Genomic DNA, 23,058 nt, shown 5'->3' on the forward strand with positions numbered 1-23,058 from the left:
AAATAATATTCTAGTATATTTGATTAAATGCTAAGTTTTATTTTAGAAATTTCATCTTCACTTGCTTTAATAAAAATATCAACATAAGAACGATCTTGTTTTTTTTGTATAAGAAATTCTTTCATTGTATTTAAAGAGTCAATAAAATCATTTTCATTGATATTACCTTTAATAAATTCGTATTTTAAAAATAACATAAAAGTATTTAAAGTATCGCTTTCGCAATATTCATGAATTTTTTCTAATTTGTTTTCATAAAATAAATCAAGAACTTCATTGCCGTGAATTTCATATTTTCCAGGTAAATTCGCCATAGCACAAATAAGATCAAGTTTTAAACCACGATAAGATCCAAAAGATTCAAACAAATCGCAATGTTTATTTTCAGAAAAACGCGTTTTGTAATTATTCCATTTATCTGTAATGGTATCTAAATAAGTATTAGCCTTGATATTATATTTTAATGCTCTTAAAACAAGTAAAGGCATATCATAATTTTTACCATTAAAACTAACCAATTTTGGCTCATACTTATCAATAAATTTAAAAAAATTAGCAATCATACTTTGCTCATCATCGCCATCAATTTTATTGACTTTAATAAATTTTCCAAAACTATTTGTTATAACTGCACAAATACTTACAATCTTATGATAAGGCAAGGGTAAAAATTCGCTAGAAGTTTGTTCTTTTTGGAGTTCTAAAGCTTTTTTAGAAATTTCTAAATCATTTCCTTTTAAATTTAAAGTTTTTCTTATAAGTTCAGTATCTGGGATACTTTCACAATCAAAAATACAAATATAACCTTCTTGATTCATTTTAACCCTTTTTTAAATAAATTTGATAAAATCATAACAAAATTTTAGTATTTTAGGTTTTTAATGAAAATAGCAATTGTTAGGTTATCAGCACTTGGGGATATTATCCAAAGTGCTATAGTATTACAATTTATTAAAAAATTTAAAAAAGATATAGAAATTCATTGGTTTGTTGATGAAAGATTTAAAGATATTTTAAAAGATCATCCTTTAATTGATAAAATATATCCTTTACCTTTAAAAAATAAAAAAATTTCAAAAACACTAAAAATACTTTTTAAAGCAAGAAAAAATAATTATAATGTAGTAATAGACTTACAAGGGCTTATTAAATCAGCTATCATAAGTCGAATTTTAAATCAAAATAACTTTGGTTTTAGTAAAAATAGCCTTAAAGAAAGTTTTGCTCATAATTTTTATAATCAAAAATTAAATATTAATTATAATGAAAACGTCTTTGTGCGTTATTTGGCTTTAATTTCTTTTGTATTTAATGAGGATTTTGATATAAAAAATCTTTTTTTTAAAAAAGATGTTTTTTATGCTGATGATATTATCAAAGAGAAACTTATACAAGAATTTAAACTAAAAGAAAACAAACATAATATACTTATACACGTTGGATCAAGCGCAAAAAATAAAATTTATCCAGCTAAAAATTTTGCATTACTTTGCAAAAAAATTAACGATAATATAGCAAATTCAAAAATTTTTCTTGCTTGGGGAAATTTAAAAGAATATGAAATTGCAAAAGAAATTCAAAATTTTTATCCAAACGATCATATTGTTCTACTTAGAAATTTAAATTTACAAGAATTAATTGCACTTACAAAAGCCGTAGATTTAGTTATAGGAAATGATAGCGGACCTACTCATTTAGCTTTTGCTCTCAATAAAGCTTCTATAACTATTTTTGGAGCAACACCAAGTCAAAGAAATGCTTTTGTAACAGAAGTTAATAAAATTATTGATGCAAAAAAGAAAATTTTAGATGCTAAGCATATTGATAAAAATGATTTTTGTATTGAAAATATTGATGCACAAGATATTTTTGAAATTACTAAGGAATTATTAAATGAAAAATAAAGATAATCTTTATCTTATGATTTATTATATTTTAAAATTTATTGTTTTTATTTTTCCAAATTTTATTTTAGATTTTTTTGCTAAAAATATAGCATTTATTGTTTTTTGTCTTAATAAAAAACATAGAAAAATTATTGATATTAACTTAAAAATTTGTTTTCCACAAAAAAGTTCAAAAGAAAGAAAGAAAATTGCTTTAAAAATTTATCAAAATTTCGCCAAATTTGGACTTGATTGCATTAAAAATCAAAATACTAATAAAGAAAAAATTCTTAAAAAAGTTGTATTTGATAATGAAGAACTTTTATGTAATGCCTTAAATTCAAATAAAGCTTTAATTTTAACAACAGCTCACTATGGAAATTGGGAACTTTGTTCTTTGGCATTTTCTGCTAAATTTGGAGCCATGTCCATAGTAGGAAGAAAATTAGATAGCAAAAAAATGGATAAAATTTTAGCCCAAAATCGCACTCAATTTGATATAGAATTAATTGATAAAAAAGGTGGGATTAAAAAAATGTTTCAAGCTCTTAAAGAAAAAAGAACATTAGGAATTTTAACAGATCAAGATTGCTCTGATAATGAAGGGATAAAAATAGATTTTTTCAATAAAAAAGTCAATTTTTTAATTGGGGCGAGTTTAATTGCAAAAAAAACTAAAGCTCTATTATTACCTGCTTTTATTTATCAAGGCAATGACAATAAATATCATATAAAATGCTTTAAAGCCCTTGATGGAGATGTTAAAAGTTTAGAAGAATTAACCTCTTATCAGGCAAAATGTTGCGAAGAAATGATCAAATTTAAACCTGATGAGTATTTTTTCTTCCATAAAAGATTTAGAAGTTTTAATAAAGATTTGTATCTTAAGGCGTAAAATGAAAATTTTTATAAATCTTCCTACTTGGCTAGGAGATGCTGTAATGTCTAGTGTAGCTATTTATGCTTTACTTGAAAAATTTCCTAAAGCTCAAATTATTTTTTATGGTTCCTTTGTAAGTATAGAACTTTTTAAAAATATAAAAAATTCTAAAACAATCATAGAAGATAAAAAACATAGATATTTAAATATTTTAAAACAAAGATCTCTTATAGGAGAATGCGATATTGCCATCTCATTTAGATCAGCATTCTCAAGTAAAATTATTTTAAATTTAATTAAAAGTAAAAAAAGATTTTATTTTAATAAAAAACAAAATAAAGATGAACATCAGGTTTTAAAATATTTATATTTCATAGAAAAAAGTTTTAATTTTAAAACCAATTCAACACAATTAAGACTTCCTATTTTGCCAAAATATAAATGCAATATTACTTTAAAAGATGATAAAAAAATTCTAGCTTTAAATCCAGGTGCTCATTATGGAAGTGCAAAAAGATGGGAAGCTAATTATTTTGCTAAAGTGGCAAAAGAATTTGCTAAAACGCATAAAATTGTTATTTTTGGAGTAAAAAGCGAAGAAGAAATTTGCAATAGCATAGAAAATATTTTAAAAAAAGATGGTATTAAAGTAAAAAATTTATGTTCTAAAACAAGTATAAATAGCCTTTGTAAAAATATAGCATTTTGTGATTTATTTATTAGCAATGATAGCGGTAGTATGCATATAGCAGCTGTATATAAAGTAAAAACTATAGCTATTTTTGGATCTACAAATTTTAATCAAACTTCGCCTTGGCAAAATGAAAATGCTAAAATCGTTCATTTAAATTTAGCTTGTATGCCTTGTATGCAAAAAACTTGCCCCTTAAAACACCATAAATGTATGAAAGACTTAACTCCTGATATCGTAATCAAAGAAGCTAAAAAATTGCTAAACTATTCTATCTAATCTATTTTTCAAATCATTAAGCTCTTTTTCTAAAATTTCAAATAAATTCTTATGAAATATATCATTTTTAAATTCCAAAGAAAATTCTTTTATAAATTTAAAACTTTTTTGCTTATCTAAATAATTTTGATATAAAAATTTTTTACTTTCATAGCGTCCATTTTCATTAAATTCATAATAATAAACAAGCTCTTTGCAGATTCTTATTTTCTCACACTGCATAAAATACATATAACAAAAAAACATATCTTCGCTATAGCTTAATTTTTCATAAGGATTTATTTTTTGAAAAACTTTAAATATCATATCTTTTTTAAAAAGTTTAGCCCAAACGCTCCAGCAAAAATGTCTTTGCTGGAGTAAAAAATTCAAAAACTCAGATTGATTAAAATTTTCATTTTGTTTAAAACGATAAAATTGTTTGGTATTTACTCTATGTACTAAAGCATCAAAACAAATCAAATCAAAATCTTTAATCTCTTTTAAAGCTAACTCACAAGCATTTAAAGCTAAAGTATCATCAGGGTCTAAAAACATTATATAAGCTGAGCTTGAGTTTAATACTCCTACATTTCTACTTGCAAAGGTTCCTAAATTCTTCTCATTGTGAATAATTTTAATTCTTTTATCTTTTAAAGCTTCTTCTTTAGCTATATTTATACTATTATCACTTCCTAAATCATCTACTACAATAATCTCTATATCTTTAAGACTTTGATTTATACAACTATCTAAAGCTTTTTTTATATATTTTTCTACATTAAAGGTTGGAAGTATGATAGAGATTTGAGGCATATTTAACCTTTTTTTACAAATTAAAAAGACTAATTGTCTTAAAAAATGGCTTTAATAAAAATCAAAATTTTTAAAAAATTCATTAGCCTTTTTCAAATCTTCTAAAGTATCTATATCAAAACTACTTTGTTTATCCATTTCGAAATAAGTAGTATTTTTAAGTAAAAAACTAGGATTTTTTAAAAATTCTTTAATTTTTAAAATATAAATAGCCCCATTACCCATATAAACATTTGGAAGTTTTTGTCTTGGCATAAAAGGATAAAAATCATTACAAATTCCTTTTAAATTTTTATTTTCATCTATAGTAAAAGCTTTTAAAATTTTATTATCCTCTTTATAAACACTGATAAGTGCATTAGCATTTTTTTGCATAAAATGATAAAAAGATTCATCTATATGTTTACTTGTTCTAAAAGGTGATGTAGGTTGAAGCAAAATTATATTTTCATAAGTTTTATATATTTCTAAAGCATGCAAAATCACTTTATCACTTGTAGTATTATCAAGCGCCAATTCTTTAGGACGCTCAATGGTATCAATTCCTTGACTCCTTGCATAAGTTAAAATTTCGTCTCCATCACTACTTAAAACAATTTTATCAATGCAAGTTGCTTCTTTAGCAGCTTTAATAGTATGATAAACTAATGGTTTGTTAGCCAAAAGAACTAAATTTTTATTTTTAATACCTTTTGATCCAGCTCTTGCAGGAATTAAAGCCAAAGTTTTATTTGACATTTTTATCCTTTAATTTTAAAAAATTACTAGTTTATTTTACATTTTTTTTAATTTCAATTATGATCTAATTCTATATTTATATTTTTAAATCTTTAAATATTTTTTGTTTAGAAATTTTAAAAAACATCCCACTTTTTAAAAGTTTTATAAATTTAGCACTACTTTTTTCTTTTATTTTTTTATAAATAGTTTTTTCTTTTTTCTTTACTTTTTGTATAGCTTTTAATATCTCGTCACTTTCATAAGAGCTTTGTATAACTTTCTTTAAACCATTTCTTTTTTGTTGTCTTGAGCCTATATTTATTCCATCAACTCCAAAAAAAACAGCTTCTTTTAAAATACAACTTGAATTTCCTATAATAAAATCTGCATTTTTTAATAAAGTAATAAAATATTCAAATCTTAAAGATGGAAAAATTTTAAAACAAGATAAATTCTTAAGTTTTTCATAACTTTTTAAAATAAACTCAAAGCCTAAATCATTATTAGGATAAATCACTATATAATTTTTCTTGCTTTTAATTAAAGCATTTACAAATTTTTCACTTTGCTCTTTAATAAATTCAAGCTCTGTTACCACAGGATGAAAAGTAGCTATAGCATAGTTTTTAAAAGTAATATCATAATAAGCCTTAGCTTCTTCAATGCTAATAGAATTATCAGATAAAATATCCAAATCAGGAGAGCCTATAATAAAAATTGAATTCTCATCTTCTCCAAGTTGTATTAAACGTTTTTTAGCTAATTCATCATTGACTAAATGAATTTGAGCTAACTTTGAGATAGAATGTCTTATACTATCATCTATAGTTCCAGATAACTCGCCCCCTTCAATATGAGCAACTAAAATATTATTTAATACTCCGACTAAAGCTCCAGCCAAAGGCTCTATTCTATCTCCATGCACTACAATTAAATCAGGTTCTATTTCATTAACAAATTTAGAAAAACCGTCTATAGTTGAAGCTAAAGCTGCTGGCATTTGATAGTATTTGTCATGGTTAATAAATTCATAAATATTTGTAAATCCACTTTTATAGATTTCTTTTGCAGTATATCCAAAATTCTTACTCATGTGCATCCCTGTAACAAAGACGAAAAGTTCAAATTCATTTGATTTTTCAATCTCTATCATTAAAGATTTAATTTTAGAAAAATCAGCCCTAGTTCCCGTAATAAAAACAATTTTTTTCATTGAAAATCCTCATATTTTAACTGCACATCTTTTGCAATATCTCTTAAAGCAACTTTGCCTAAAATACTCTCAAATTCACTAGCTCTAATCCCACCAACCCCTGGTCTTTTCACCCAAATATTTTCCAAAGAAAAAATATCACCTTTTTTAATTTCTTTTATACTAACAACACTTGCAAAAGCAAAATCAATAGTAACTTGCTCCTCTTTTACTGCGTTCTTTTTAGCATTTAAACCACGCATTATTGCCATTTGTTCACTTTGAATTATAAGCTCTTTTAAAGCACTTTCATCCATAGAGCAAATTATATCAGGACCACTTCTATCCATAGTATCTACAAAGTGTCTCTCAAGCATACAAGCACCCAAAGCAACAGCTCCTAAACAGGCAAGATTGCTAGTAGTATGATCACTAAGCCCCACCAAACAAGAAAACTCTTTTTTAAGTTCAAGCATAGCATTTAATCTTACAAGATTCATAGGAGTTGGATAAAGATTGGTTGTATGAAGCAATACAAAAGGAATTTCACTAGCCCTTAAAATTTCTATAGTTGGTTTTATACTTTCAATGCTGTTCATTCCTGTGCTTACAATCATAGGCTTTTTAAAATTTGCAATATGTTTTATCAGTGGATAATTATTACATTCTCCAGACCCTATTTTAAAAGCGTTAACTCCCATATCTTCTAGTCTATTTGCAGCCGCCCTTGAAAAAGGAGTACTAAGATAAACAAGTCCTTGCTTTTGAGTATATTCCTTAAGAGCCAACTCGTCTTTATAATTTAAAGCACACTTTTGCATAATCTCATATATACTCACATTCGCATTTCCTGGGATTACATTTTTAGCTGCAACACACATTTCATCTTCAACAATATGAGTTTGATGTTTAATAATCTTAGCACCCGCTCTTTTGGCACTATCTACCATAAGTTTTGCCAACTCTAAACTACCATTATGATTAATACCAATTTCTGGGATAACTAAAGGAGAATTTTGTTCAGATATAGTTAAATTTTCGATTTTTATTTGCATTATTCTTTCCATTCTTTTTTAATTTTTTTAATTCTAAATAAAAAAGTAAAAGGATGTTTAATTAAAATACTGCCTAAATTATAAGCTAAAGTTCGTTTTATTTTTAAAGCTTCCTTATAGTCACGATAAGACTCCAAAGGCGGTAATTTTAATGATGGACTTTGTTTGATTCTTTTTTTATAGCGTCTTTGATCTTTTAAATGTCTATAAATAATATAAGATAATATAAAAGGTAACCTAATATAATCACTTAAATTTCTTAAATCAATTAAAACATTACCTAATTTATATGAGAGATGATTTTGAATTCTTTCTTTAGCTGAACGTTGGTTAAAATTATTTTTAACATTTGAAAATATATTAATTTTATTTTTCTTTTTAATTTCTAATTGATTAGGGTTTTTAGTCTGAAGAACTTTATCATAATAAAGCTTTATAAAAGGAGTTTCTTTAGGGATAAGAATATCATCTAAGGCATTTTGTGTCTTTTTTAAAAGTATAAAAGAATTATTAGTTAATGGAGCTAAACTAAAATTTTTAGCTAAAATTGATTCTGGGTTTAAAGAAAAAAATGAAACATTATAAGTTTTAGCAAGAAATTCTAAAGCCTTTAAATCAGTATCCTTACTATGAAAATAAGATGGAACTTTATTTTCTCCTATTAATTTATTATAATTTTGTTTATTGGCATTATAGGCATAAACATTTTTTCCTGTTGAAAAATCTATATTACCCTCATAAAAATCAATTCCACTCAAATAAATCTTTTTATAACCCAAAGCTACTGCAACAGCACACATGTAAATTCCACTAGTTATACGTTTATCCTTATAAAGTTCATTATAACAAATATAAGCATTAAATTCTTTTAATTTCTCAAGATAACTACTGCCTAAATTAGCATCTGGAAAAAAATAATCAAAATACTTTATAAAATTTAAATGATTTTCATAAATACTATGAAGTTTAAAATTAGAACAAATAAAATTATCAATTTTATATTCTTTATTTTTTATAAGAGTTTTAGCAGTATAAATTTGTTCTAAGAAAAAACTTTGATTAAAAAAAGTCATCTTAATGTCTTTACCTAGGTAATATTTATCTTCAAGATAAAATTGATTACACCTAAAAACTTCATAATCTTTTGGTAATCTTTTATAATCAATATTTTTTAAACTAGGACCATTACCCGCTACAATTAAATTCTTCATTCTTTCTCTTGCTGTTTTATTTTTGAAAAAATGATTATACCCCCCCCCTGTGAATTTAAGCTTAAAATAAAAATAATTTAAATTTCAAGTTTTAAAAAACTAAGATTTGCTATAATTTATAAAAAATAATGATAGGAAAATTTATGCCAAAACGAAACGATATTAATACCATTTTACTTATAGGAAGTGGCCCTATTATCATAGGACAGGCTTGTGAATTTGATTATTCTGGTACTCAAGCTATTAAAACCTTAAAAGAACTAGGCTATCGTGTCGTACTTATAAACTCAAATCCAGCAACCATTATGACAGATCCTGATTTTGCTGATGCAACTTATATAGAACCTATAACTAAAGAAAATATTTTAAGCATTATCAAAAAAGAAAAAGTTGATGCTATTTTACCTACTATGGGTGGTCAAGTTGCCTTAAATGCTGCAATGCAAATTTATGAAAGCGGACTTTTAGGAAAAGTAAAATTTTTAGGAGCTAATCCTGAGGCAATCAAAAAAGGAGAAGATCGTCAAATTTTTAAAGAAAGTATGAAAAAAATTGGTATGGATCTTCCAAAATCTATGTATGCTTATAATTACAATGAAGCCTTAAAAGCTATAGATGAAATAGGTTTTCCTTTAATGATACGCTCTTCTTTTACTTTAGGCGGAGCTGGAAGTGGGGTTGTTTATAATCTAGAAGAATTTCAAGAACTTGCCCAACAAGCACTATCTTTAAGTCCTATAGGTGAAATCTTAATAGAAGAAAGCTTACTAGGTTGGAAAGAATATGAAATGGAAGTTATTCGTGATAAATTCGATAACTGCATTATAGTTTGCTCAATAGAAAATTTAGATCCTATGGGAGTTCATACTGGAGATAGTATCACTATAGCACCTGCCCTTACCTTAACTGATAAAGAATATCAGGCTATGCGTAATGCTTCTTTTGAAATTTTACGTGAAATTGGAGTAGATACTGGAGGATCAAATGTTCAATTTGCCATAAATCCTGAAAATGGTAGAATGATAGTAATAGAAATGAACCCTAGAGTTTCAAGATCAAGTGCTTTAGCAAGTAAAGCAACAGGCTATCCCATAGCAAAAGTAGCTACACTTTTAGCAGTAGGGTTTAGTTTAGATGAAATTAAAAATGATATTACGGGAACCCCTGCTTCTTTTGAACCTGTAATTGATTATATAGTAACTAAAATTCCGCGTTTTGCTTTTGAAAAATTTCCTAAAGCAGATAAAATTTTAGGGACTTCTATGAAAAGCGTTGGCGAAGTTATGGCCATAGGACGCACCTTTAAAGAAAGCATACAAAAAGCTCTTTGCTCACTTGAAAAAAATTATGATGGATTTAATGAAATCAATATCAAAGATAAAAATGAACTTGTCTTTAATATAAGAAATGCTAACGAAAAAAGACTTCTTTATATAGCTGAGGCTTTTAGAGAAGGTCTAAATATCAATGAAATTTATGAGTATTCTAAAATAGATACTTGGTTTTTAAATCAAATCAAAGAAATTATTGATTTTGAGAAAAAAATAGATATGGATATTTTAAACAATAAAAATTTACTAAGAAAAGCTAAAACTATGGGTTTTTCTGATAAAAGAATTGCACATTTAATAAATACAAAAGATAATTTAGAATTAAGTCAAAATGATATTTATTATGCAAGAGTCAATCAAAATATCATAACCGAATTTCACGAAGTAGATACTTGCTCAGGTGAATTTAATGCTATTACGCCTTATTATTATTCTAGTTTTAATGTTTTAGAACTCACTCAAAGCATAAACAAAAAAGAAAAAAAAGAAAAAAAGGTAATGATTATAGGTGGGGGACCAAATAGGATAGGACAAGGGATTGAATTTGATTATGCTTGTGTTCAAGCTTCTTTTGCTTTAAAGGATATGGGTATAAAAACTATAATGTATAATTGCAATCCAGAAACTGTTTCAACTGATTATGATATTAGCGATGTGCTTTATTTTGAACCTATTGATTTTGAACATTTAAGAGCTGTAATAGAAAAAGAAAAACCAGATGGTATTATTGTTCATTTTGGAGGGCAAACTCCTTTAAAATTTGCTAAACAACTCAGTGCTTTTGGAGCTAAGATTATAGGGACAAATGCTAGAGTCATTGATCTTGCTGAAGATAGAAAAAAATTTTCAGAATTTATTGTAAAACTTGGAATCAATCAGCCTAAAAATGGCACAGCCTATAGCATAGAAGAAGCTATTTTAAAAGCAAATGAAATAGGTTATCCTGTTTTAGTACGCCCAAGCTATGTTTTAGGTGGGCGTGCTATGCGTATTGTCCATAATGAAGAAGAATTAAAACTTTATGTTAAAGAAGCTGTTAAATTAAGCAATAAAAGCCCTATTTTGATTGATCAGTTCTTAGATAATGCAAGCGAATTTGATGTTGATGCAATTTGCGATGGTAAAAATGTTTATGTAGCAGGAATTATGGAGCATATCGAAGAAGCTGGAATTCACTCAGGCGATAGTGCTTGTTCATTACCACCTTGCAATATCGATGAAAAAATACAAGAATTAATCATACAAAAAACAGCTGATATAGCTTTAAATTTAGGAGTGATAGGGCTTTTAAACATACAATTTGCTCTTTATCAAAATGAGCTTTACATTATAGAAGTAAATCCTAGAGCTAGTAGAACCGTTCCTTTTGTAAGTAAAGCAACAGGCATAGCCTTAGCAAAAGTGGCAACACGTGTAATGTGGCAAGGAAATTTAAAAGAGGCTTTAAATTTTTATGATAAATTCGGAATTGTTAAAGAAAAAAATGGAATTTTAAGACCTAAAAAATCTCAAAGAATCAATTTAAAAGGTGTTGTTTTTCCTTTCTCTAAGCTAAGTGGAAGTGATTTAGAACTTGGACCCGAAATGAGATCAACTGGTGAAGTAATGGGGATTAGTAAAGATTTTGCTAATTCTTATGCTAAAATTCAAATTGCCTCATCTAATAATCTTCCAGAAAAAGGAAGTATTTTTATATCCTTAAAAGATGAAGATAAAAAATATACTAAAAAAATCGCCTCTGAATACTCAAAACTCGGTTTTAAACTTATGGCTACAAGTGGAACTTATAAAGAAATTATTAAAAATGGTTTTGAGTGCGAGTTAATCTATAAAATATCAGAAGGACGCCCCAATGTTGAAGATAAGTTAAAAAATGGGGAAATAGAACTTGTTATTAATACAAGTGATGAAAATAGTTTTAAAGAAGATACAAGAAAAATAAGAGCTAATATTATACGTTTTAAAACTCCTTATTTTACAAATTTAAGAGCTGCTTTTGCGGGAGCAAAAAGCATAAAAGCTATACAAGATAAGAGTTATTTAGAAGTTAAAAGTTTACAAGAATGGCTTAAAGTATAAAATATTATGATCTACTTAGCACAAACTGATACAACGGCGGGATTTTTAAGTAAAAATTTAGAAAAGCTTAATGCTTTAAAAAATAGAGATCAAAAGCAATTTTGCATTATAACAACAGCTAAATTTGATGAACTTAAAAAACTCGCAAGAGTGCCAAAATATTTTAAAAATTTGATAAGAAAAAGTAAAAAAACAACTTTTATTTATCCAAATTTAAAAGCTATTCGCATTATAAAAGATCATCCACACGAAGAATTTTTAAAAGAATGGGATTGGCTTTTTTCCACTTCAGCAAATAAACACGGAGAAAAATTTGATGAAATTTGGGCAAGAAGTGTTGCAGATAAAATTATAGATCAAAAACTCTTTGAAGATAGTGCTTCTAAAATTTTTAAATTAAGCAAAAAAAGAAAAAGAAAAATACGCTAATTTTAGATGATATTTTTAGTATATAATATTTATTTTCAAAAAGGATAAATTTGAAAAAGCAAATTAGTTTAAATCTTGCTTGGAGCTTAGTGATTCTAGGTGGAATCATTGAATGTTTTTGGGTAAGTGGTCTAAAATACGCTAATACCTTGCCTTTATATATCTTAACAGGTGTAGGAATTTGCATTTCATTTGCTTGTGCGGTTATTGCCATGAAAAAGATTGAAGTTAGCATTGCTTATTCTGTATTTGTAGGAATTGGAACAGCTGGAGTAGTGCTAGTTGAAATGTTTTATTTTAAGGAAAATTTTTCTTTATTTAAAATTATACTTATTTTAACCTTGCTTAGCGGAGTTATAGGTCTTAAATTTATAAGTAAAGAAAATAAAGATTGAGTTATAAAATGAGTTGGTTTTTTTTATTTTTAGCAGGTTGTATGGAAATCATAGGCGTTATAGCTATGAAAAAACTAATTAATACAGGTAAAAAAATCTTTTTATTTATTATTTTGATTCAATTTTCTCTTAGTTTTAGTTTTCTCTCTTTAGCTATGCGTGAAATTTCTATGGGAGTAGCCTATGCTATATGGACAGGTATTGGTGCTGGAGGTGGTGTTATCGTTGGAATTATATTTTTTAAAGAAAGTAAAAATATGTTAAAATTTTTCTTTCTTGGCTTAATTCTAGCTTCAAGTATAGGCTTAAAACTTTTAGGAAATTAATGAAAATTTATATCAGTGGAATTCATACAGATGTAGGAAAAACTCATTTTAGTGCAAGTTTTTGTGCAAATTTTGATTATGATTATTTTAAATTAATTCAAGCAGGAACACCAACAGATAGCCAAAAAATAGCTAAGCTTTGTCCAAAAACTAAAATTTTTAAAGAGGGTATTTTTTTAAAAACTCCAGCTTCTCCTCATCTTGGAAAAATCAAAGAAAATCTTACCTTTAAAGGTCTTGAAATTCAAATTCCAAAAAGTGAAAATTTACTTATAGAAATTGCTGGAGGACTTTTTTCTCCTATAGATGAACATTATACTATGATAGATTTTATGAGTACATTTAAATTTCCTACTATTTTAGTGGCAAAATACTATCTTGGTAGCATTAATCATATTTTATTAAGTATAGAAGCCTTAAAAAAAAGATCTATTGATATCATAGCTCTTGCAATGATGGGACAAAAAGATATTTTACAAGATAATTTTATACAAAATTACTCTCAAATTCCTATCATTAATTTAGAGTTTTTAGATGCAAAAAATCTTATTAATTTAGAATTTCAAAAACAAATGAATACTCTTCTTAAAAATCTTTAAAAATTTCTTTTAAACTTTGCACTACATAAGAAACTTGCTCTTTAGTAACAATATAAGGAGGCATAAAATATATAGTATTTCCAAGCGGTCTTAAAAGCAAACCTTTAATTAAAGCCCTTTTATATACTTCAAGCCCTGCTCTTTGATATTTGCTTTTTATGATATCAAAGGCGCTAATCATTCCGCAAGTTCTAAAATTAGCCAAAAACTCAAATTCTTTTAATTTAGCAAATTCTTCTTTAATGAAAAAACTTAAATCTTTATTTTTTTCTATGATATTTTCTTTTTCAAAGATATCAAGAACAGCATTAGCAGCTGTGCAAGCTAAAGCATTTCCCGTATAGCTATGAGAATGCAAAAAAGCTTTTTGCGCTTCATAAGGAGCATAAAAAGCATTATAAATTTCATCTTTTGTTACAACTACAGATAAAGGCATAAAACCTCCAGTAATCCCTTTAGAAAGACAAATAAAATCCGGTTTTTGTCTGCATTGCTCAAGAGCAAAAAGCGTGCCTGTGCGTCCAAAACCAACTGCGATTTCATCGAAAATAACTTGTACTCCATAATAACGACAAAGTTTTATAGCCTCATCTATAAATTCAGCCTTATACATATGCATATTTCCTGCACATTGCACTAAAGGTTCTAATATAAAAGCACAAAGCTCGTTAGAATGCTTTTCTAAAATATTTTTTAATATATTTAATTCTTTTTCAAAGTCTTCACCCAAAGGCACAGGAGTATTTAAACACTCTAACAATAAAGGAGTATAAGTTTTCTTATAAAGTGATACATCTCCTACGCTTAAAGCTCCCAAAGTCTCCCCGTGATAAGAATTGCTTAAAGATAAAAATTTATTTTTTCTTTTATTTTGATTTAAAAAATAATGAAAACTCATTTTTAAAGCTATTTCTACTGCAGAAGAACCATTATCTGCATAAAAACATTTACTAAATTTATCTCCCAAAAGTGAGCAAAGTCTTGAAGATAATTTTATAATAGGCTTATGCGAAAAACCAGCTAGAATTATATGTTCTAAAACATCAAGTTGATCTTTTATGGCTTTACTTATATAAGCATTAGAGTGACCAAAAAGATTTACCCACCAAGAACTTATACAATCCATATAAGCTTTATCATCAAAATCATAAAGCCATATTCCTTTTGCTTTTTTTATAGGAATTAAAGGTATATTTTCATGATCTTTCATTTGTGTGCAAGGATGCCAAATATATTTTAAATCCAAATTTTTCAAATCACTATGCATCATTTAGCCTTTAGACATCTTATAATTTTCTTTAATTTTTAATTCTTTAAAAGAATTAATTATAAAAAATATTTTAGATTTATTTTACTTGCTAAGATATTTTATATAATAAATACTTATATTTATTCTAAAAATTTTAAAAACTTGCTTTTATTAAAACATCAATATAAGTTTTTGTTTAATTTTATATTAAAACTAATATAGATAAATTATAAAAATTCTTAAGTAAAAATTAGATTTATTTAAAAGTATATTTAAGAGTAGTAATTTAAATGAGATTTGGTGTCAAGGGGGAGACTTGAACTCCCGACCTCCGGCTTATGAGACCAGCGCTCTAACCAGCTGAGCTACCCTGACTTAAAAAAGCAAATTTAAAATACAAAAAAGAATTATAGCTTTTTTTTCTAAAAATTTTCTGATTTTGTTTATTTATAAAATTTTAGCTATAATAATCGCTTTTTTAGACAGGTGTCCGAGCGGTTTAAGGAGCACGCCTGGAACGCGTGTAAAGTTAAAAGCTTTCGAGGGTTCAAATCCCTTCCTGTCTGCCATTTAATTAAAACTTCAAATACTCATTAAAATTTTTCAATCAGCCAAGCAACACTTGAATTTGTTTTTTTTTTTTTTGATAGAATGCCGGAAAAAGTAATGGTTTTATAATGCTTCAATCAAGATTATTTATGAATTTAAAGGGTATAAGCATATCATTTATACCAAGATATTTTTTCCAAATAAATTTAAATAAAATTTTTAATGAAATTCTAAAATACAACACTAAAGAATTAGAAAATATACAAACTAGAGTTAAGTATTATAATAAAATAAATCAATTTTTTACACCAACAAAAAAAGAAAAAATAGGAAAATTTCCTTTTAAAAAAACTTCTTATGCTTTTGATGCTTATGAAATTAGCAAATACTTCAAAGATGGATTTTTATGGGATAAAGATTTTAATGATATAAGATATACTTTCAAAAGTCCAACTATTTGTAAATCACGACCACTAGAAGATAATAATAAAAATAATATTTTATTAAAACTTGATAAAAATAGACATTTTTGTTTTTTAAAGGATGGTATAAGTTATGAAAATAAAAAAGATATAGCGATTTTTAGGGGTGCTGTATATCAAGAACATAGAAAAAATTTTTTTCACTCTTATTTTAATAAAACATTTTGCGATATAGGAGATACTTCAAAACAACCTAATCAATGGAAAAAATCTTTTTTAAGTAAAAAAGAACAGATGAAATATAAATTTATAATTTCATTAGAAGGCAATGACGTAGCAAGTAATTTAAAATGGGCGATGAATTCTAATTCTTTAGTTTTGACTCCAAAAATGACTTGTGAAACTTGGTTTATGGAAGGATCTTTAAAACCAAATTATCATTTTGCTTTAATTGATAATGAAAATTTAGCTAAAGTGATTGATCATTTTAATAATCATCCCAAAGATGCATTGGAAATTATCCATAACGCACATAAACACATCAAACAATTTTTAGATAAGAAAAAAGAATTTCATATAGGAATTTTAGTTTTAGCTAAATATTTTTACTACTCTGGGCAACTTGATCTTGGTAAAAAAGAATACGAAAAAGACATTCTAGCATTGATTAAGTAATTTGTCTTTTTTAAATTAATTTTATATTATAGTGATTTTAAATTTTTAAGAATGAATTATTTTTGAATTCTATAACTTATTAAATTTTATATACATTTTAATTTATCAAAATATTTAAAAAATATTAATTCGATTTTCATTTTCAGCCAAAAAAAAGTAATATTACGATAGAATTTTAAATTTTAAGGGGCATTAGCTCAGCTGGGAGAGCACAACGCTGGCAGCGTTGGGGTCAGCGGTTCGAACCCGCTATGCTCCACCATATGGTTCCGTAGCTCAGCTGGTAGAGCACTACCTTGACATGGTAGTGGCCGTTGGTTCAAGTCCAATCGGAGCCACCATTTTTATTTCTTTCGATTTCTTTAATTTCCAAAAAAATGCTTTCAAAATACTATACATAAACAAACTAAATGATTTTTGATTTCAATTAATTTCTTTTGTGTTATAATTATTTTCAATTAATTAAGGTCATTATTAAGGTTTAAAACCTAATAGAGTTCTTTAAAGGAAAATAATGGCGAACATAGCAAAACAAAGCTTACAAAATAAAGATATTAGAAATTTAAAACCTAGCGATAAACAATATAAAAAAGCGTAGGTAATCTAAAAGAGCTTTATACTTTTGTATATCCTAGTGGTCAAAAAAACTTTTAGTATTAAAATTGATAACAAATACACAAAATTTAAAGAATTTAGAGAAAGAATTTATAGCGTAGCTAAAGCTAGAAAAGAAGCTATTCAATTTTTAAAAGAATTTGAAAAATCTAAAGATATACAGTTGCTAAAAAAATGAAAATGATAAATATAAATTAAAAACTTATTTATTCTTTATATAGAAATACCTTAGTGATAGCTATTTAAAAAATTACGCAAATAGTAGAAAAAATACCTCATACCAAGTTTATGCAATTTGGATGTAAAAATTATAGGAAATTATATGACTTAAAAGATAACTTTACTTCTCCTAAAAGATTTCAAAACAACCACAACATAGATACAAAATATCCTGGTTTAATTCAATCAAGATTTAAAAGAATTTATTCAGGATCTAAAGCAAGATAATAGAATAAAAAATAAATAAAAAGGGCTCTATATTTACATTTAGTATCAATAGATCTTTTAATACTGCTAAAATAGGCTAATATAGATTTTGAAAAATAAATTTAAACTATACTAGCAAATGAAACAAAAACAAAATTACACATGAAATTCCACTTACCAAACAATGATTAAAGTATTAAAAGAGCAATTTTTATTTAGCAGAGAAATTAGTGATTTCGTTTTTTTACACAAACCTTACAAGAACACATTAATAGAGATAGCATAGGCCAAGATCATTAAAATTTTTAGGAGACAAAAAATAAATGTGGCATAGACAAGTTAGTTCTCATGATTTTAGAGTTACATTTAGAACTATTTACTCTCAATACAAGGCAGAGCTTTTAATTAAATATTATCGAAAAAGTTATTGAAAGTGTTTTTACGCATAAAGAACTTAACCAAATAAAATTTTCTTATGAAAGAGAAAAAGCAGCCATTATGTAAAAAAGAAAACTTTTACAATGATATGATGATTATTTAAATGATTTAGAATTTTTGGGAATATAAATATATTATTTAATGGCAGGGTTATTTTATTTCTCATGATTATTTTTATACTCTTTTTAATTTCGTTAAAAAGAGTATAAAACCTTATATTTCATAACTTGAAACAGATTATAAAATTTTCTTTTTACTTTCTGTGGAAAATTATCCATAAAATCAGCAACCTTTTTTAGATTATCAAATTGCCAGATCAAAATAACCTACCTTGCTTTTCACCTCTCATAGATTCAACAAACATTTCTTTATTTATATTTTTTTTAACCACTCCATTTTCACATTTCCATATTTTCCAATCATCATTGATCTTCACAGGAAGATAAAAAACATATCCTGTTTTTCTACTTGCATAAATATAGGCTTCTTTTAGTTTTTTAATTTTTTCTTTGTATGAAATCTCATCTATATTTGAAGAATCACTTTTATTTACACTTTTTACTTCAAAAATATGAATTTTATTTTGTTTATCTTTAAAGATAAAGTCAGGATAACTTGTGTGTTTTCTTGTGTGATAATAATCAAATTTAATATTTGATTTATCTATAAAATTCTTGCCAAATAAATAAACTAGTTCGCCATCAATTTCTATAGTTTTACAACATTTATTTTTTATTTTGCTAAGAATTTTAAACCATTCCTCTTCAGCTTCACTATCAAATTGAAATTCTTCTTCTTCGTTAGTCCAAATCCAATCATTGATTATAATAGGCTTTCCATTACCATTAAAAAAACTATAAATATCATCTCTTAATTGAACTTCAATTACTTCTCCATATTTTTCATAATCTTCAACAACAGAACTTACCTTATTGCTGATATTATCTAAATTAGCATTAAACACAAACCATTTATTAAAATCTGTAACAAAATCTCTTTGTTTTTCTTTTACTTTATCACTACAAGATTGAAATTTTTTATAAGCTTTGAAAATAGAATCGTTATAGTATTCTATATCATTGTTAATACAATCTGATATATCTATATCATCTAAAGCAACTTCTTTAAGAGCAGTGATTTTAAATGGAGCAAATTCTTTGATTATTTCGTTTTCAAATAAACCTTTATTAATTTCACCCTTTAATTTCACTTTTGTGGGCTTATTTTGATCTTCTTTAGGTTTTATACCATAAACATAAGCTGTACTAAAAATTTCTTGAGTATTTTTATCTAATTTTTCAAAATATGTTAAACAAGGATTACGCCTTATACGCCCAATAACTTGCTCATCAAGTTGTTTAGATTGTGAATTTCTAACTTGATAAAGCATACAAGCTCTAGGCATATCAAAGCCTTCTGTTATAACCATTTTAAAGATTACAACATCAATAGGAAAATCATTTTGTTTAACATAGTTTTGCCACAGGCTTTTATTTTTTACTTTTTCTAATCTACTATTACTTTCGTAGCCATTTTCTTTTTCTACAAAGCATACCCATTTTAAATCTTTTTCTTCTATAACTTTTCTGATGATTTTCATTTCATATTCTGCAATACTTTGATTAGAAATTTGTATTATAAAAGCAGGTACTATCCCTTCTTTATTATAAATTGTTTTAATGCTTTTAAATTTATCTAAAGCTTTGCTTAATCCACTTTCTAAATCTTCTTCATCTTCTATATATTCTACTTTTTTAATCAAATTTGCACTAACAGCGTCATTTTCTGATATACAAACATCAAATTGATCATTTTTAGGAGTAGCTGAAAAATTAATAACTTGAGTAAAATAATTTGATAACTCATTTAGCTGATTTGTAGCTATATGGCTTTCATCTCTTATTAAAATTATTTTTTTACCTAGATTTTTACAAGTTTCTAAAAATACTAATAAACTTTTTTCTTTATTAATTCTACTTGCTTTAGTATATTGTGAGGTAGGTAAAACAAACACATTATGATTTATGTCAATATATAGACTATATTCTGTATTTTTTGTATTTTCTGCACCACTACTAATGTAAAAAGGGTTTAATCTTGTAAAAGCATTTAAAGATAAATTTGCAAAACTTTCAAAATTTTGTCCTGCTAAATTTCCTTTAGAGAGAGTAGAAACTATAAAGATAAAATCATCATCGATTTCTAGCATTTTATTCATCAAACTTGCCATCATGTATGTTTTACCACTTCCAGTGGGTGCTTTTAAGGTGATATTTTCTTTCCCTTGCATAGCTAAATTAAACAAGGAATTTACAGCTTCATTTTGTAGTTCTATAATTTCTTGTTTCATCATTCACCTTCTATTTTTCTGCAAGTTAGCTCAAATTCTTTACATATCCATTCTATTTTATCATGGATATTTTCAAAACCTTTTCCATAAAGTTTTTCATCTATTTTTTCAAAAACTGAATGATCGCTTGAAGCAATACTTTGAATTTCACTAACTTCTAAGCTATCTCCATAAGGAGTATTTTTTTCTAACCATTTAAAATCTTTACTTTTATCATAACATTCTCCACTCATGATTCTTTTTAAACGCTTTGAAGCAACATCTAAGGCAATTCCATTTGGATTTAAATCTGTTATTTCATTATTAGTAACTAAAATAAATTGTCTATTACCACCATCTTGTTTATTTAATTCCAAAACAGCATGTCCTGTAGTTCCACTACCCGCAAAGAAGTCTAGAATGATATCATTATTATTTTCCATATTACCAAATGATACCATTTTTAATAAATTTATTATTAAAGCACTAGGTTTTGGGTTTTTAAAAGGAGCATTAGAGTTATCTTTTGATAAAAGAAGATCTAATTCTGTTTTTCCATTATCGTTTGAATTTTCATTTTCTAAAAACGACAATGTAGTATAAGATTTTCCTTCTATATATTCAATTTCGTTTTTACCATTTTTTTTACGACATTTTTCATAAGATTTAGTATATATTCTATTATTTTTTATAACAATAAATCCATTTTCTATTCCCCACTCAACAGCAGACTTTGACCATCTCCACACCCAATCTGTATTTCCATGTTTTCCATTTTGACGTTCTAAATATTTCTCATAATCACTTCCTGCGTAAAATATTTTTCCATTTATTTCAATCGGATAATCCATATTTTTTGAATACTGAAGAGAACTATAATCTAATGTTTGAGTTAGTGCATATTTTCCACGCTTTTCTACATATTCATCTTCTAATATAAATTTATCCGTATTTCGCTCATCTAAAGAAAAATTATCCATAAGATCTAAATTCTTAGCATATGAAACTATATAATCATGATTTTTTGCAATAGTATTGGTGCTTTTACCACCTTTTTTTATTACTCTTGGTGCTGAAAAAATAAAATTTCCCTCCCCAAAAACTTCATCAAACAAACATTTGACATAAGCTTGATTTCTATCATCAATACTACAAAAAATAACGCCATCATCTTTTAAAAGTTGTCTTGCTAATACTAATCTTAGATAAAGCATGGAAAGCAAATTATCTCTTGTGATCGCATTATTGTAATTAGTTTGTGCAAATTCACCTAAATCATCTTTTCCATAAGGTGGATCTATATAAATTACTTTAATTTTATTTTTGTAGTTAATTAAAAGATTTAAAAGAGCAGGATAATTATCGCCTATTATAAGTTTATGAGTAATTCCACCTTGATCAAAACTAAGATTTTCATTCTTTTTTAAATATCTTATTGTTTGTCCTTCGTTTTTCTCCAAGCGTACATCAAAATGAAACCCTGTTCTTTTATAAGTCATACCTAGAGCTGATATTTTTAAAACTTCTGTTTTATTTTCTGCATTATCGATAAGTTTTATTAGAAAATCTGCATTTTCTTTTTCTAATATACCATTACTTGCACGATCTAAAATTTTTATTTTTTCTTCTTCTTTTAATTCTTGTAAGCTTTGCAATTCATTTCTTTCCATTTTATGCCTTTCTTAAATTTATTATCTAATAAATTACTATTCATTTGTTGAGTAAAATCATGATATTTATTTTGTGAAATTATAATAAAAATACATAAGATAATTATTTAAATATTTTTAGGCATGCATAAAAATTACAAATCATAAATTAAAAAAATAATCTCAAGAAAATCATTTTTTTCTATGAGCCTCGCAGAGAATATCTTGCTATTGCTAAAATCTCATCTTAATTTTTATATTTATAAGACAAAATATTTTATACTTATAATTAAAAAACCAAAAAAGGAATGTTATGAATGCTAATTATCCAAATGCAATCAAAATTTTAGGAATGTCAGATCTAATGAATTTGGTGTTACTATAAGAAAAAATGGTAAAATTTTATCTAGCATAAATTAAAAAAGCAAATAGAAAATGGTTTAACTACTATGGAAATATTGCAAGAAGCAGAAATAAATTTGAACTATTATATAAAAACAAACCCTTAACTTCATTTTCTACTTTTTCAAGAAACCATGAACAAAACCTAGAAGAAAATATTAACAATGGCTACTGAAATTACAAACACAAATCATGGATTTACAGCATGAAATAAAAGATTTAAATTATTTTACTCATACAAAATCAAGTATTTTAAATAAACGCAAATTATCATTAATTTATAATTATTTTACATTTTATATATTTTATACTAAATATTTTTACGTAATCTATAATACTAAAATACATAAACTATACATTATAAATATAAAATTTATTTTTTAAATCTTTAAAAAATAAATTTTATTAAATCTTTAAAATAAAAACTACAATAACT

Annotated in this window: 19 protein-coding genes and 4 tRNA genes; 13 read left to right on the plus strand and 10 right to left on the minus strand. The window is 25.8% G+C overall.

Annotation, left to right across the window (positions count from 1 at the left end; all coding sequences use genetic code 11):
• Window positions 1-23: 23 nt before the first annotated feature.
• On the minus strand, window positions 24-818 hold the full coding sequence (locus GQV94_RS03020) for a 3'-5' exonuclease (RefSeq protein ID WP_200169486.1): 795 nt from the start codon (window positions 816-818) through the stop codon (window positions 24-26).
• A gap of 63 nt (window positions 819-881) precedes the next feature.
• Between GQV94_RS03020 and waaC the strand changes: the two genes are divergently transcribed.
• Genes waaC through waaF form a run of 3 tightly spaced genes read left to right on the plus strand, consistent with a single transcriptional unit; the run spans window position 882 to window position 3,736 of the window.
• Window positions 882-1,904 carry a lipopolysaccharide heptosyltransferase I gene (gene waaC / locus GQV94_RS03025; RefSeq protein WP_200169487.1) on the plus strand — a complete coding sequence of 341 codons (1,023 nt, stop codon included), beginning with the start codon at window positions 882-884 and terminating at the stop codon, window positions 1,902-1,904.
• Window positions 1,894-2,781 (plus strand): lipid A biosynthesis lauroyl acyltransferase, encoded by an 888-nt coding sequence (locus tag GQV94_RS03030; protein WP_200169488.1) that lies wholly within the window; start codon window positions 1,894-1,896, stop codon window positions 2,779-2,781. The genes waaC and GQV94_RS03030 overlap by 11 nt, the downstream gene beginning before the upstream one ends.
• A 1-nt stretch (window position 2,782) precedes the next feature.
• Entirely contained in the window at window positions 2,783-3,736 is a 954-nt protein-coding gene (gene waaF / locus GQV94_RS03035) for a lipopolysaccharide heptosyltransferase II (RefSeq protein ID WP_200169489.1), read from the plus strand.
• On the opposite strand, the gene GQV94_RS03040 is transcribed toward waaF, so the two are convergent.
• The 5 genes from GQV94_RS03040 to GQV94_RS03060 all read right to left on the minus strand — a co-directional run bounded on the left by GQV94_RS03040 (window position 3,719) and on the right by GQV94_RS03060 (window position 8,709).
• Window positions 3,719-4,531 carry a glycosyltransferase family 2 protein gene (locus GQV94_RS03040; RefSeq protein WP_200169490.1) on the minus strand — a complete coding sequence of 271 codons (813 nt, stop codon included), beginning with the start codon at window positions 4,529-4,531 and terminating at the stop codon, window positions 3,719-3,721. The genes waaF and GQV94_RS03040 overlap by 18 nt on opposite strands.
• Window positions 4,532-4,582: 51 nt before the next feature.
• Window positions 4,583-5,269: an acylneuraminate cytidylyltransferase family protein gene (locus tag GQV94_RS03045; RefSeq protein WP_200169491.1), complete on the minus strand. Its 687-nt coding sequence runs from the start codon at window positions 5,267-5,269 to the stop codon at window positions 4,583-4,585.
• A 76-nt stretch (window positions 5,270-5,345) separates the two neighbouring features.
• On the minus strand, window positions 5,346-6,464 hold the full coding sequence (gene neuC, locus GQV94_RS03050) for a UDP-N-acetylglucosamine 2-epimerase (protein WP_200169492.1): 1,119 nt from the start codon (window positions 6,462-6,464) through the stop codon (window positions 5,346-5,348).
• The gene (locus GQV94_RS03055) at window positions 6,461-7,498 is read right to left on the minus strand and encodes an N-acetylneuraminate synthase family protein (protein ID WP_200169493.1); all 1,038 of its coding nucleotides are present in this window, start codon (window positions 7,496-7,498) and stop codon (window positions 6,461-6,463) included. The genes neuC and GQV94_RS03055 overlap by 4 nt, the downstream gene beginning before the upstream one ends.
• Complete coding sequence (locus GQV94_RS03060) at window positions 7,498-8,709, minus strand: alpha-2,3-sialyltransferase (protein ID WP_200169494.1); 1,212 nt, start codon at window positions 8,707-8,709, stop codon at window positions 7,498-7,500. Before GQV94_RS03060 ends, GQV94_RS03055 begins: the two co-directional genes overlap by 1 nt.
• Window positions 8,710-8,852: 143 nt before the next feature.
• Between GQV94_RS03060 and carB the strand changes: the two genes are divergently transcribed.
• From carB to bioD, 5 genes are read left to right on the plus strand one after another with little or no spacing between them, the layout of a single operon-like run.
• A complete protein-coding gene (carB, locus tag GQV94_RS03065) occupies window positions 8,853-12,119 on the plus strand; it encodes a carbamoyl-phosphate synthase large subunit (RefSeq protein ID WP_200169495.1) in 3,267 nt (1,088 codons plus the stop codon).
• Between the two features lie 6 nt (window positions 12,120-12,125).
• Complete coding sequence (locus tag GQV94_RS03070) at window positions 12,126-12,548, plus strand: Sua5 YciO YrdC YwlC family protein (RefSeq protein ID WP_200169496.1); 423 nt, start codon at window positions 12,126-12,128, stop codon at window positions 12,546-12,548.
• A gap of 50 nt (window positions 12,549-12,598) precedes the next feature.
• The gene (locus tag GQV94_RS03075; RefSeq protein ID WP_200169497.1) at window positions 12,599-12,943 is read left to right on the plus strand and encodes a DMT family transporter; all 345 of its coding nucleotides are present in this window, start codon (window positions 12,599-12,601) and stop codon (window positions 12,941-12,943) included.
• Between the two features lie 8 nt (window positions 12,944-12,951).
• Window positions 12,952-13,269 (plus strand): DMT family transporter, encoded by a 318-nt coding sequence (locus GQV94_RS03080; RefSeq protein WP_200169498.1) that lies wholly within the window; start codon window positions 12,952-12,954, stop codon window positions 13,267-13,269.
• The gene (gene bioD, locus GQV94_RS03085; RefSeq protein ID WP_200169499.1) at window positions 13,269-13,868 is read left to right on the plus strand and encodes an ATP-dependent dethiobiotin synthetase BioD; all 600 of its coding nucleotides are present in this window, start codon (window positions 13,269-13,271) and stop codon (window positions 13,866-13,868) included. The genes GQV94_RS03080 and bioD overlap by 1 nt, the downstream gene beginning before the upstream one ends.
• Here the strand turns inward: bioD and GQV94_RS03090 are convergent.
• Together GQV94_RS03090 and GQV94_RS03095 are read right to left on the minus strand one after the other, a co-directional pair.
• The gene (locus tag GQV94_RS03090; RefSeq protein ID WP_200169500.1) at window positions 13,855-15,138 is read right to left on the minus strand and encodes an adenosylmethionine--8-amino-7-oxononanoate transaminase; all 1,284 of its coding nucleotides are present in this window, start codon (window positions 15,136-15,138) and stop codon (window positions 13,855-13,857) included. The two genes, bioD and GQV94_RS03090, sit on opposite strands and share 14 nt — an antisense overlap.
• A gap of 277 nt (window positions 15,139-15,415) precedes the next feature.
• Window positions 15,416-15,492, minus strand: a tRNA-Met gene (locus tag GQV94_RS03095).
• Window positions 15,493-15,597: 105 nt separating this feature from the next.
• Between GQV94_RS03095 and GQV94_RS03100 the strand changes: the two genes are divergently transcribed.
• The 5 genes from GQV94_RS03100 (at window position 15,598) to GQV94_RS07775 (ending at window position 17,556) form a co-directional block, all read left to right on the plus strand.
• Window positions 15,598-15,686 (plus strand) — tRNA-Ser (locus GQV94_RS03100).
• Between the two features lie 108 nt (window positions 15,687-15,794).
• On the plus strand, window positions 15,795-16,763 hold the full coding sequence (locus GQV94_RS03105) for a glycosyl transferase family 90 (RefSeq protein WP_200169501.1): 969 nt from the start codon (window positions 15,795-15,797) through the stop codon (window positions 16,761-16,763).
• Between the two features lie 186 nt (window positions 16,764-16,949).
• Window positions 16,950-17,025: transfer RNA gene (locus GQV94_RS03110), tRNA-Ala, on the plus strand.
• Window positions 17,026-17,028: 3 nt separating this feature from the next.
• Window positions 17,029-17,104: transfer RNA gene (locus GQV94_RS03115), tRNA-Val, on the plus strand.
• A gap of 293 nt (window positions 17,105-17,397) precedes the next feature.
• Window positions 17,398-17,556, plus strand: coding sequence for a hypothetical protein (locus tag GQV94_RS07775; RefSeq protein ID WP_234126339.1), 159 nt, complete (start codon window positions 17,398-17,400; stop codon window positions 17,554-17,556).
• Window positions 17,557-18,558: 1,002 nt separating this feature from the next.
• On the opposite strand, the gene GQV94_RS03125 is transcribed toward GQV94_RS07775, so the two are convergent.
• Window positions 18,559-20,592, minus strand: coding sequence for a DEAD/DEAH box helicase (locus GQV94_RS03125; RefSeq protein ID WP_200169502.1), 2,034 nt, complete (start codon window positions 20,590-20,592; stop codon window positions 18,559-18,561).
• Window positions 20,592-22,241, minus strand: coding sequence for a site-specific DNA-methyltransferase (locus GQV94_RS03130; RefSeq protein WP_200169503.1), 1,650 nt, complete (start codon window positions 22,239-22,241; stop codon window positions 20,592-20,594). The genes GQV94_RS03125 and GQV94_RS03130 overlap by 1 nt, the downstream gene beginning before the upstream one ends.
• Window positions 22,242-23,058 lie beyond the last annotated feature (817 nt).

The sequence above is a fragment of the Campylobacter sp. TTU_617 genome, assembly GCF_016599045.1.
Lineage (GTDB): Bacteria > Campylobacterota > Campylobacteria > Campylobacterales > Campylobacteraceae > Campylobacter_D.